Source organism: Caenispirillum salinarum (genome assembly GCF_044803115.1).
In the GTDB taxonomy this organism is placed as follows: domain Bacteria; phylum Pseudomonadota; class Alphaproteobacteria; order Rhodospirillales; family Rhodospirillaceae; genus Caenispirillum; species Caenispirillum salinarum_A.
On record NZ_CP085224.1, the window covers coordinates 4,270,862 to 4,283,929 of the forward strand.

Below are 13,068 nucleotides of genomic sequence, written 5' to 3' on the forward strand. Positions count from 1 at the left end.
CGGCTGTAAGGGCCTCAGCCGGCCATCTTGGCGCGGATTTCTTCCGAAACGTTGTTCGGAACTTCCGCGTAGTGGTCGAACTGCATGGTGTACTGGGCGCGACCCTGCGACATGGAGCGCAGGTTGTTCACGTAACCGAACATGTTCGCCAGCGGCACATGGGCGTTGACGACGCGGGCGATGCCGCGCTGGTCCATGCTCGACACGTTGCCGCGACGGCTGTTCAGGTCGCCGATGATGTCACCCATGTATTCCTCGGGCGTCACGACTTCGACCTTCATCATGGGCTCGAGCAGCTTCGGGCCGCACTTCGGCACGCCCTCCTTGAAGGCGGCGCGGGCCGCGATCTCGAAGGCCATGACGCTGGAGTCGACGTCGTGGTACGCGCCTTCCACCAGGGTCGCCTTCAGCTTGGTCATCGGGAAGCCGGCCAGCACACCGGAGTCGATGGACTGACGCAGGCCCTTTTCCACGCCCGGGACGTATTCCTTCGGCACCGAGCCGCCGACCACTTCGGACTTGAACTCGAACTCGTCGTTCTCGTTCGGCTCGAAGCGGATGACCACCTTGGCGAACTGGCCCGAACCACCCGTCTGCTTCTTGTGGGTGTAGTCCACCGTGAAGCTCTTGGAGATGGTCTCGCGGTAGGCCACCTGCGGGGCGCCGACGTTGGCGTCCACCTTGAACTCGCGACGCAGGCGGTCGACGATGATGTCGAGGTGCAGCTCGCCCATGCCCTTGATGACCGTCTGACCCGACTCGTGGTCGGTGGTCACCCGGAAGGACGGGTCCTCGGCGGCGAGGCGCGCCAGGGCCATGCCCATCTTTTCCATGTCGGCCTTGGTCTTCGGCTCGACGGCGACCTCGATGACCGGATCCGGGAACTCCATGCGCTCCAGAACCACCGGCTTGGCGGGGTCGCAGAGCGTGTCGCCCGTGGTGGTGTCCTTCAGGCCCACGATGGCGACGATGTCGCCGGCCGCGGCCCACTTGATCTCTTCACGGTTGTTGGAGTGCATGAGCAGCATGCGGCCGATGCGCTCGCGCTTGCCCTTCACCGTGTTGAGCACGTAGCTGCCGGACTCGACGATGCCCGAGTAGATGCGGGCAAAGGTCAGCGAACCGACGAACGGGTCGTTCATGATCTTGAACGCCAGCGCCGAGAACGGCTCGGAGTCATCGGCGTGACGCTCAACCTCTTCATCGCTCTCGGGCAGCACGCCATGGATGGCGGGCACGTCCAGCGGGGACGGCATGAAGTCGATCACGGCGTCCAGCATGGTCTGGACACCCTTGTTCTTGAAGGCGGTGCCGCACAGGACCGGCGTGAAGGCCATGCCGATGGTGCCCTTGCGGATCAGCTCCTTGAGCTTCTCCTCGGTCGGCTCGGTGCCCTCGAGGTAGGCCTCCATGGCCTCCTCGTCCTGCTCGACGGCAGCCTCGACCAGCTTCTCGCGGTACTCGGCGGCCTTGTCCTGCAGGTCCTCGGGGATGTCGGTGTACTCGTAGGAGGCACCCAGGTCGTCACCCTTCCAGATGACGGCCTGCATCTTCACCAGGTCGACCAGGCCGACGAAGTCGGACTCGCTGCCGATCGGCAGGTTGATGACCAGCGGATGCGCACCCAGGCGGTCGACGATCATGTCGACGCAGCGATAGAAGTCCGCACCCATGCGGTCCATCTTGTTGACGAAGCACATGCGGGGCACATGGTACTTGTCGGCCTGGCGCCACACCGTCTCGGACTGCGGCTCAACGCCGGCCACCGAGTCGAACACGGCCACGGCACCGTCGAGCACACGCAGGGAACGCTCCACCTCGATGGTGAAGTCCACGTGACCCGGGGTGTCGATGATGTTGACCCGATGGTCCTTCCAGAACGCGGTGGTGGCAGCGGAGGTGATCGTGATGCCACGCTCCTGCTCCTGCTCCATCCAGTCCATGGTGGCCGCGCCGTCGTGGACCTCGCCGATCTTGTGCGACTTGCCCGTGTAATACAGGATTCGCTCGGTCGTCGTGGTCTTGCCGGCATCGATGTGCGCCATGATGCCGATGTTGCGGTACATATTGAGCGGGGTTTCGCGTTTCATATCGCTTACTCTTCGCTGCGTGCTGCGTTCGGAAGGACCGGCGGGGTTACCAGCGGTAGTGCGAGAACGCCTTGTTGGCCTCGGCCATCCGGTGCGTGTCTTCCCGCTTCTTGACGGCGCCGCCGCGGTTGTTCGCGGCGTCCATCAGCTCGCCGAAGAGACGATCCACCATGGTGGTCTCGGAGCGCTTGCGCGCATGATCCACCAGCCAGCGGAACGCCAGCGCCTGGCGACGCTCGGGGCGGACCTCGACGGGCACCTGGTAGGTGGCGCCGCCGACACGGCGGGAGCGCACCTCGACCGCCGGCTTCACGTTGTCCACGGCTTCGTGGAACATCTCCACCGGGTCGCTGCCCTTGGCGCCGAGACGGTCGAGAGCGCCGTAGACGATCTTCTCGGCCACGGCCTTCTTGCCGTCCAGCATGATGTTGTTGATGAACTTGGCGAGGACCAGATCACCGAACTTTGCGTCCGGCAGGACCTCGCGCTTAACCGCTGCGCGGCGACGAGACATGGTTCTGCTTCCCTCTTACTTCGGACGCTTCGCGCCGTACTTGGAACGACGCTGGCGACGGTCCTTGACGCCCTGGGTGTCGAGCGTGCCGCGGATGATGTGGTAGCGGACACCCGGCAGGTCCTTCACGCGGCCGCCGCGGATCAGCACGACCGAGTGTTCCTGGAGGTTGTGACCCTCGCCGGGGATGTACGAGGACACCTCGTAGCCGTTGGTCAGACGCACACGCGCGACCTTACGAAGGGCCGAGTTCGGCTTCTTCGGGGTGGTCGTGTAGACGCGGGTGCAGACACCGCGCTTCTGCGGGCAAGCCTGCATGGCCGGCACCTTGTTGCGCTTAACCGGCGCTTCGCGGCCCATGCGGATCAACTGGTTGATCGTAGGCATTAACCTTCCCTTTTCCTCACGCTCTTGCGCAACATGTCGCAGGCGCGACCTAAACCGACGGGCCGTCACTGCGGCCACAACAAACAGGCCGCACGCGCGACCAAGACAAAAAACCCAGCGGACCACACCAAATGGTGGCCCCGTGGGCGTTTCCCCGTGGTCCGGCCTGGGCGGCGGACCCTATGGAAATATCGCTGTACCAGACCGCGTGTCTGACGCCCGAAGGACGCCACCACCAGCGGCCCGGTGAGGGCGGAATACTAGTGACGCCCCCATGGGCCGTCAAGGGAAAGAATCCCGAATTCCCCTAGCCTTCCGTCTTGAACAACGCCGCTCGGGGCGTCTTCGGAAAGACGCCCCGAGTCGCTGTCGTCAATCACCGGGTTACGGCGATCACTCGCCGGCCGGCGGCGGAGTTTCCCCACCGGTGTCGCCGGAGGCCGGCGGCACGTCGCCACCCTCTTCCGGCCCGCCCGGCAGCGCGGCCGCGGCCGCCGCCTGGCTGAGGTCCTGCATCTCCTTATCGCGGGTGGCCGCGATCTGGCGCATGGTGTTCATCATCGCGCCCGTGCCCGCCGGGATCAGGCGGCCGACGATGACGTTCTCCTTCAGGCCGATCAGGCTGTCCACCTTGCCGGAGACCGCCGCTTCCGTCAGGACGCGGGTGGTTTCCTGGAACGAGGCGGCCGAGACGAAGGAGTGGGTCTGCAGCGACGCCTTGGTGATGCCCTGCAGCACCGCCTCCGCCGTGGCGGGGCGCCCGTTCTCCTTGATGGTCTTCTCGTTCTCGAGCGCAAACTCGAGACGGTCGACCTGCTCGCCCACCAGGAAGGTTGTGTCACCGGGCTCGGTGATCTCGACCTTCTGCAGCATCTGGCGACAGATCACCTCGATGTGCTTGTCGTTGATCTTCACGCCCTGGAGTCGGTAGACGTCCTGGATCTCCTTGATCAGGTAATCGGCCAGCGCCTCGACGCCCATGACACGCAGGATGTCGTGGGGCACCGGGTTGCCGTCCATCAGCGGGTCGCCCTTGCGGACGTAGTCGCCTTCCTGGACGGACAGGTGCTTCCCCTTGGGCACCAGGTACTCGAACGAATCGCCCTCTTCCGTGGTCACGACCACGCGGCGCTTGTTCTTGTAGTCCTTGCCGAACTCCACACGCCCGTCGACCTCGGAGATGATGGCGTGGTCCTTCGGACGCCGCGCCTCGAACAGCTCCGCCACGCGCGGCAGACCGCCCGTGATGTCGCGGGTCTTGGACGACTCGCGCGGGATACGCGCCAGCACGTCACCGGCGTGGACCTTCTGGCCGTTCTCGACCGACAGGATGGCGTCCACCGACATGAAGTAGCGGGCTTCCATGCCGTTGGGCAGGTTGACCACCTCGCCGTTCTCGTCCCGCAGGGTGACGCGGGGCTTGAGGTCAGAGCCGCGCGGCTGCTGCTTCCAGTCCACCACGACGCGGGAGCTGACACCCGTCGCCTCGTCGGTGACCTCTCGCATGGAGATGCCCTCGACCAGGTCGACGAAGTTCACGATGCCCTCGCGCTCGGTGATGATGGGCAGGGTGTACGGATCCCAGTCCGCCATCTTCTGCCCCTTCTCGACCGTGTCGTCGTCGGCCACGTGAATGCGGGCGCCGTAGGGCACGCGGTGGCGTGCCTTCTCGCGGCCGTTCACGTCCAGCAGCAGGATCTCGCAGTTGCGCGCCATGACCACGGCCACGCCCTCGGAGTTCTGCACGACGTTGCGGTTGAGCACCTTGACCTTGGAGTCGAAGGCCGCCTCGATGCTCGACTGCTCCGCACCACGCTGGGCCGCGCCGCCGATGTGGAACGTGCGCATGGTCAGCTGGGTGCCGGGCTCGCCGATGGACTGGGCGGCAATGACGCCCACGGCCTCGCCGATGTTGGCCTTGGTGCCGCGCGCCAGGTCGCGGCCGTAGCACTTGGAACAGATGCCGCCCTGCGTCTGGCAGGTCAGCACCGAGCGGATGCGCACGGATTCGACGCCGGCCGCCTCGATCATCTCCAGGTGGCGCTCCTCGATGAGGTCGCCCTTGGCCACGATCGTGGTGTCGGTGTTGGGGTCGTACACGTCCTCGGCGGCCGTGCGGCCCAGGATGCGGTCGGCCAGCGACACGACCACCTCGCCGCCGTCAACCACGGGAGTGGCCGTCAGGCTTTCCTCGGTGCCGCAGTCGTCCTCGATGATGATGGCATCCTGCGCCACGTCCACCAGACGGCGGGTCAGATAGCCCGAGTTGGCGGTCTTCAAGGCGGTGTCGGCCAGACCCTTACGGGCACCGTGGGTGGAGTTGAAGTACTCCAGCACGGTCAGGCCTTCCTTGAAGTTCGAGATGATCGGCGTCTCGATGATCTCGCCCGACGGCTTGGCCATCAGGCCGCGCATGCCGGCGAGCTGCTTCATCTGGGCGGCCGAGCCACGGGCACCGGAGTGCGCCATCATGTAGACCGAGTTGACGCCCTTGGCCGGATCGACCTTGGAGATCTCGCCCATCATGGCGTCGGCGACCTTCTCGGTGCACTGCGCCCAGGCGTCGACAACCTTGTTGTACTTCTCGCCCTGGGTGATCAGGCCGTCCTGGTACTGCTGCTCGAACTCCTTCACCTGGGCTTCGGTCTCCGCGATCATGCCCGCCTTGCTGTCGGGAATGACCATGTCGTCCTTGCCGAAGGAAATGCCGGCCTTGGCGGCCTGCTTGAAGCCCATCGACATGATGCGGTCGCAGAAGATCACCGTCTCCTTCTGGCCGCAGTGGCGGTAGACCACGTCGATGACCTCGGAGATGTCCTTCTTGCGGAGCAGGCGGTTGACCAACTCGAACGGCACCATCTTGTTCTTCGGCAGCACCGAGCCCAGCATCATGCGGCCCGGCGTGGTCGACACCAGACGGATGACGTGGTTGCCCTCGGAGTCCACCGTGGGCAGGCGGGCAAGCACCTTGGTGTGCAGGCCGACGACCTTCTCGTGCAGGGCCTCCTCGATCTCGTTGGAGGTCGAGAAGATGGGCACGGGGAACAGCATCGCCCGGTCGTCCTTGACCGCCGCCATCAGGGCCTCGATGCCGTCGTAGTTGAAGGCCTGGCCCGGGTTCTCCTTGTTGAAGACCCCGATCTTGCCCTCGTTGACGCCCTTTTCGACCGCCGCCGCGTCGTCCATCTTGACCACGCGATGAGCCCAGATCTTGCCGTTCGCCACGTCCGCCGACAGCGTTTCCAGGTTGTCGGTGGGCACCGCGTTGAGCGGGTCACGCGGGTTCCAGAAGTAGGCGTCGCCGGCGTCGATCGCCGCCTTCAGCTCGTCCATGTCCTGGAACTTGAGCCGCAGGCCGGGCTGCTCGTCGCCTTCCATGGTCAGGTAGTAGATACCCAGCACCATGTCCTGCGTCGGCACGATGATCGGCTTGCCGTTGGCCGGGCTGAGGATGTTGTTCGTCGACATCATCAGCACGCGCGCTTCCAGCTGCGCCTCCAGCGACAGCGGCACGTGCACGGCCATCTGGTCGCCGTCGAAGTCGGCGTTGAAGGCGGTGCAGACCAGCGGGTGCAGCTGGATGGCCTTGCCTTCCACCAGCACCGGCTCGAACGCCTGGATGCCCAGGCGGTGCAGCGTCGGCGCGCGGTTGAGCATGACCGGGTGCTCGCGGATCACCTCTTCCAGGATGTCCCAGACCTCGGGACGCTCCTTCTCCACCATGCGCTTGGCGGCCTTGATGGTGGTCGCCATGCCGTAGAGTTCGAGCTTGGAGTAGATGAAGGGCTTGAACAGCTCCAGCGCCATCTTCTTGGGCAGGCCGCACTGGTGCAGCTTCAGCTCGGGACCGACCACGATGACCGAACGGCCGGAGTAGTCGACGCGCTTGCCCAGCAGGTTCTGACGGAAGCGGCCCTGCTTGCCCTTGAGCATGTCCGACAGCGACTTCAGCGGGCGCTTGTTGGCGCCCGTGATGGCGCGTCCGCGGCGCCCGTTGTCGAACAGCGCGTCGACGGCCTCCTGCAGCATGCGCTTCTCGTTGCGGATGATGATCTCCGGCGCGCGCAGTTCCATCAGCCGCTTCAGGCGGTTGTTGCGGTTGATGACGCGACGGTACAGGTCGTTCAGGTCCGACGTGGCGAACCGACCGCCGTCCAGCGGCACCAGCGGGCGCAGTTCGGGCGGGATCACCGGAATGACTTCCAGGATCATCCACTCCGGGCGGCAGCCGGACTCGATGAAGGCCTCAAGGATCTTCAGGCGCTTGACCAGCTTCTTGCGCTTGGCCTCGGACGAGGTCTCGCGAAGCTCGGCGCGCAGTTCCTCGCGCAGCTGCGGCAGGTCGAGCACCACAAGCATGTCGCGGATGGCCTCGGCGCCGATGCCGGCGGTGAAGCTGTCCTCGCCGTACTCGTCGATGGCGCGCTGGTACTGCTCCTCGGTCATCAACTCGTGGAGCTTCAGCGGGGTCAGGCCCGGCTCGATCACCACGTAGTTCTCAAAGTACAGGACGCGCTCGAGATCCTTGAGCGTCATGTCCATGAGAAGGCCGATGCGGCTCGGCAGGCTTTTGAGGAACCAGATGTGCGCCACCGGGGCGGCCAGTTCGATGTGCCCCATGCGCTCGCGGCGCACCTTGGACAGGGTGACCTCGACGCCGCACTTCTCGCAGATGATCCCGCGGTACTTCATGCGCTTGTACTTGCCGCACAAGCACTCGTAGTCCTTCACCGGGCCGAAGATGCGCGCACAGAACAGGCCGTCGCGCTCAGGCTTGAAGGTACGATAGTTGATGGTCTCCGGCTTCTTGATCTCGCCAAAGGACCAGGACCGGATCTTCTCGGGGCTCGCGATGGAAATCTTGATCTGGTCGAACGACTGCGTGCCGCTGGCCTGACCGAAGATCTTCATAAGCTCATTCATGCCTACTCTCCCGCTGCGGGCGTCGGGCGGGGACCATGCCCGGATCCCGTGGGCGATCCGCCCGCCCGTGCCACGCACTACATGGCGGCCCAATTCTGGATCGGGCCGCCGGGCCCTAGAGTGTGGGGAGCGGGCGAGACGCCCGCAACCCGTTCTTCCACAAATGCTAAAGCAGCATCAGCCCTCGCTTTGGCCAAGCTCCACGTCAAGGCCCAGCGACCGCATTTCCTTCACGAGCACGTTGAAGGATTCGGGGATGCCGGCCTCGAAGGTGTCGTCGCCGCGGACGATCGCCTCGTAGACCTTGGTGCGGCCCGACACGTCGTCGGACTTCACCGTCAGCATCTCCTGCAGCGTGTAGGCCGCGCCGTAGGCTTCCAGGGCCCACACCTCCATTTCACCGAAGCGCTGGCCGCCGAACTGGGCCTTGCCGCCCAGCGGCTGCTGGGTGACCAGCGAGTACGGCCCGATGGAGCGGGCATGGATCTTGTCGTCGACCAGGTGGTGGAGCTTCAACATGTAGATGTAGCCCACCGTGACCTGACGGTCGAACGGCTCGCCCGTGCGCCCGTCGTGCAGGGTGACCTGACCGGAGACGTGCAGGTTCGCCTTGCCCAGCATGTCGGCAATGTCCGCCTCGCGGGCACCGTCGAACACCGGGGTGGCGATGGGCACGCCCGTGCGCAGGTTGGCCGACAGCTCCTTGATCTCCTCGTCGCCGAGGTCGGCGATTTCGTCGGCATAGGCCGCATCGCCATAGATCATCTTGAGCTTGTCGCGCAGGGCATCGACCGACGCGCCGGCGTAGGTCACAGAATCCAGGACGTCACGCAACTGGTGGCCGAGGCCGCGGCAGGCCCAGCCCAGGTGCGTCTCCAGGATCTGACCGACGTTCATGCGCGAGGGCACGCCGAGCGGGTTGAGCACGATGTCCACCTGGGTGCCGTCCTCCAGGTACGGCATGTCCTCGATGGGCACGATGCGCGAGATGACGCCCTTGTTGCCGTGACGGCCGGCCATCTTATCGCCCGGCTGCAGCTTGCGCTTCACCGCGACGAAGACCTTGACCATCTTCAGCACGCCCGGGGGCAGCTCGTCGCCACGCTCCAGCTTCTCGACCTTGGACTCGAAGCGCTGCTGCAGGGCCGTGATGCTGTCCTCGAAGGCCTTCTTCAGGTCTTCGATCTCGGACATCACCGCGTCGTCCTCGACGGCGAACTGGCGCCATTGGCCCGGGGTGTAGTCGGACAGCAGCTTCTCGTCGATCTTCACGCCGGTCGGCGCGCCCTTGGGGCCGGCGACCGCGATCTGGCCGAGCAGCATTTCCTTCAGGCGGGCCGAGAAGCTGCCCTCCAGGATCTTGCGCTCGTCGTCGCGGTCCTTGGCCAGGCGCTCGATCTCGTGCCGGTCGATGGCCAGCGTACGTTCGTCCTTCTCCACGCCGCGGCGGTTGAAGATGCGGACGTCGACGATGGTACCCTGCGTACCCGGCGGCAGGCGAAGCGACGTGTCGCGCACGTCGGAGGCCTTCTCGCCGAAGATGGCGCGCAGCAGCTTTTCTTCCGGGGTGACCGGGCTCTCGCCCTTGGGCGTGACCTTGCCGACCAGGATGTCGCCGGCCTTCACCTCGGCGCCGATGTAGACGATGCCCGCCTCGTCGAGGTTCTTCAGCGCGTCCTCACCCACGTTCGGGATGTCGCGCGTGATCTCCTCCTGGCCCAGCTTGGTGTCGCGGGCCATCACCTCGAACTCCTCGATGTGGATCGAGGTGAACACGTCGTCGCGGACGATGCGCTCGGAGATGAGGATGGAGTCCTCGAAGTTGTAGCCGTTCCACGGCATGAAGGCGACCAGCACGTTGCGGCCGAGCGCCAGCTCGCCCAGGTCCGTGGACGGACCGTCGGCGATGATGTCGCCCTTGGCCACCACATCGCCCACCTTCACCAGCGGGCGCTGCGTCATGCAGGTCGACTGGTTGGAGCGCTGGAACTTCAGCAGGCGGTAGATGTCGACGCCCGATTCCGTGCTGACCACGTCTTCCGTGGCGCGCACGACGATGCGGGTGGCGTCCACCTGCTGCACCAGGCCGGCGCGGCGGGCGACGATGGTCGCACCCGAATCGCGGGCGACCGCCTTCTCCATGCCGGTGCCGACGAACGGCGCCTCGGCCTTGATGAGCGGCACGGCCTGACGCTGCATGTTCGAGCCCATCAGCGCGCGGTTGGCGTCGTCGTTCTCGAGGAACGGGATCAGCGCCGCGGCCACCGACACCAGCTGCTTCGGGGAGACGTCCACGAAGTCGATCTGGTCCGGCGAGATCAGCACGAAGTCGCCCGCCTTGCGGCAGGAAATCAGGTCGCCGACGAAGTTGTTGTCGTCGTCCAGTTCGGCGTTGGCCTGGGCAATGGTGTACTTGCCCTCTTCCATGGCCGACATGTAGACGACCTCGTCGGTCACCTTGCCGCCCTCGACCTTGCGGTAGGGGCTTTCGATGAAGCCGTACTGGTTCACCCGCGCGTAGGTGGCGAGCGAGTTGATCAGACCGATGTTCGGGCCTTCCGGCGTCTCAATCGGGCAGATGCGGCCGTAGTGGGTCGGGTGCACGTCGCGCACCTCGAAGCCCGCACGCTCGCGCGTCAGACCGCCCGGACCAAGCGCCGAGAGACGCCGCTTGTGCGTGATCTCGGACAGCGGGTTGGTCTGGTCCATGAACTGCGACAGCTGCGAGCTGCCGAAGAACTCGCGCACCGCCGCCGCCGCCGGCTTCGCGTTGATCAGGTCGTGCGGCATGACCGTGTCGATGTCCACCGACGACATGCGCTCGCGGATGGCGCGCTCCATGCGCAGCAGGCCGACGCGGTACTGGTTTTCCATCAGTTCGCCGACGGAGCGAACGCGACGGTTGCCCAGGTGGTCGATGTCGTCGATCTCGCCGCGGCCGTCCTTCAGCTCGACCACCTGCTTGACGATGCGCAGGATGTCTTCCTTGCGCAGGGTCCGCTGCGTGTCCGGGGCGTCCTCCATGGAGATGCCCAGGCGCGCGTTCATCTTCACGCGGCCGACGGCCGAGAGGTCGTAGCGCTCGCTGTCGAAGAACAGGCCGCGGAACAGCGCCTCGGCAGTCTCCAGCGTCGGCGGCTCGCCCGGGCGCATGACCCGGTAGATGTCGATGAGCGCTTCCTCGCGGCAGGTGTTCTTGTCCACCGCCAGCGTGTTGCGGATGTAGGGGCCGACGTTGACGTGGTCGATGTGCAGCACCGGCAGCTCGTCATGGCCGCCGCGCTCCAGGCTCGCAAGCACGTCCTCGGTGATCTCCTCGCCGGCCTCGACGAAGATCTCGCCCGATGCCGGGTCAATGATGTCCTCGGCGGCGTAGCGGCCGGTCAGGTCCTCGGCCTGGACGCGGATCTCCTCCAGGCCCTGCTCGGCCAGCTTGCGGGCGGCGCGGGCCGTCACCTTCTGGCCGGCCTCCATGAGGGTCTCGCCGGTCTTGGCGTCGATCAGGTCGGACACCAGCTTCACGCCGCGCATGGCGTCGGCGTTGAAGCCGGTCTTCCAGCCGCGCGAATCCCGGGTGTAGAGGACCTTGTCGTAGAAGTACGACAGGATGTCCTCGCTGTTCATGCCGTTGATCTCGGCCGGATCGATCGGCTTGCCCTCGGCCTTGCGCTCGGCGCGCAAGGCCTCGGTCGCGGCGGAGTCCAGCGCGTACAGCAGCGTCGTCACCGGCAGCTTGCGGCGACGGTCGATGCGCACGTAGGCCAAGTCCTTGGCGTCGAACTCGAAGTCCAGCCAGGAGCCGCGGTAGGGAATGACGCGGGCGGCGAACAGGTACTTGCCCGACGAGTGCGTCTTGCCCTTGTCGTGGTCGAAGAAGACGCCCGGGCTGCGGTGCATCTGCGAGACGATGACGCGCTCGGTGCCGTTGACGATGAAGGTGCCCTTGTCCGTCATGAGCGGCATGTCGCCCATGTAGACGTCCTGCTCCTTGATGTCGCGGATGGAGCGGGCACCGGTGTCCTCGTCCACATCCCACACCACCAGGCGCAAGGTAACCTTCAGCGGCGCGGCGAAGGTCATCCCGCGCTGCTGGCACTCCTCCACGTCGTACTTGGGCTCTTCGAGCTCGTAGGACACGAACTCCAGCTCACCCTTGCCGGCGAAATCCTTGATCGGAAAGACGGACTTGAAGACTTCCTCGAGACCGCTGGCGGTGCGGCCGTTGACGCCCGATTCCAGGAAACTGTCGTAGGAGCTTTTCTGCACCTCGATCAGGTTGGGCATGGGGGCGACGGACGGAATGCGCCCGAAGTCTTTCCGCACCCGCTTCCGACCAGTAAAGGACTTAGCCATTGCCGCTCCTCGTTCATAACGCGTTGGTCCATCGCGACCCGTTCCCCGCCCGACGCGCGCGAATGCGACGGGGCGTTGCCGCGCCATCCGGCGGTGGAGGCCGACCAACCAGGGCCAGCACCGCCTTCGTTCCACCCGGCGCCCGTCCCCGTCAGTCGTCCCCGCGTGACCGGTGCGGGGGTGGGGGAGCGGCCGGCGGCCCGCAGGCGAAAGACGCGCTTGGCGCGGCGCGGCTTTCGTCCGGGGGCCGGGGCTGCGTCCGAACCCGGCGGATGCGCGCAACACGCGAACCGCCGGGCGGAAGCAGAAACATCGGCGGGCCGGAGGGCGATGCCCCTCTTGCGAGGGGCATGCCCATCCGGCCCAGAACGCCTTATGGCGTGTCGCCGACTTACTTCAGCTCGACGCTGGCACCGGCCTCTTCGAGCTGCTTCTTCAGCTTCGCGGCCTCGTCCTTGTCGACGCCTTCCTTGATCGGCTTCGGCGCGCCCTCGACCAGTTCCTTGGCCTCCTTCAGGCCCAGGCCGGTGATGGCGCGGACTTCCTTGATGACGTTGATCTTCTTCTCGCCGGCGGAGGCGAGGATCACGTCGAACTCGGTCTTCTCTTCCGCGGCGGCAGCGCCACCGGCGGCCGGAGCGGCGGCAGCGGCGACCGGCGCCGCGGCGGAGACGCCCCACTTCTCCTCGAGCATCTTGGACAGCTCGGCGGCTTCCAGGACGGTCAGGTTGGACAGCTCGTCGACCAGCTTCTCGAGATCGGCCATTTCAAACTTCTCCTGAGGTTTCATGCGGCCCGCGT

At 65.8% G+C, this 13,068-nt stretch carries 6 protein-coding genes; all 6 read right to left on the reverse strand.

Features of this window, described 5'->3' with window-relative positions; all coding sequences use genetic code 11:
* Positions 1–14 precede the first annotated feature (14 nt).
* Complete coding sequence (gene fusA, locus LG334_RS19635) at positions 15–2,090, reverse strand: elongation factor G (RefSeq protein ID WP_404380694.1); 2,076 nt, start codon at positions 2,088–2,090, stop codon at positions 15–17.
* A gap of 46 nt (positions 2,091–2,136) precedes the next feature.
* A complete protein-coding gene (rpsG, locus tag LG334_RS19640; protein WP_404380696.1) occupies positions 2,137–2,604 on the reverse strand; it encodes a 30S ribosomal protein S7 in 468 nt (155 codons plus the stop codon).
* A gap of 15 nt (positions 2,605–2,619) precedes the next feature.
* On the reverse strand, positions 2,620–2,991 hold the full coding sequence (gene rpsL / locus LG334_RS19645; RefSeq protein WP_009542925.1) for a 30S ribosomal protein S12: 372 nt from the start codon (positions 2,989–2,991) through the stop codon (positions 2,620–2,622).
* A 393-nt stretch (positions 2,992–3,384) separates the two neighbouring features.
* Complete coding sequence (rpoC, locus tag LG334_RS19650; protein ID WP_404380698.1) at positions 3,385–7,914, reverse strand: DNA-directed RNA polymerase subunit beta'; 4,530 nt, start codon at positions 7,912–7,914, stop codon at positions 3,385–3,387.
* Between the two features lie 177 nt (positions 7,915–8,091).
* Positions 8,092–12,267 (reverse strand): DNA-directed RNA polymerase subunit beta, encoded by a 4,176-nt coding sequence (rpoB, locus tag LG334_RS19655; protein ID WP_404380700.1) that lies wholly within the window; start codon positions 12,265–12,267, stop codon positions 8,092–8,094.
* Positions 12,268–12,658: 391 nt separating this feature from the next.
* Positions 12,659–13,033 carry a 50S ribosomal protein L7/L12 gene (rplL, locus tag LG334_RS19660; protein ID WP_404380702.1) on the reverse strand — a complete coding sequence of 125 codons (375 nt, stop codon included), beginning with the start codon at positions 13,031–13,033 and terminating at the stop codon, positions 12,659–12,661.
* Positions 13,034–13,068 lie beyond the last annotated feature (35 nt).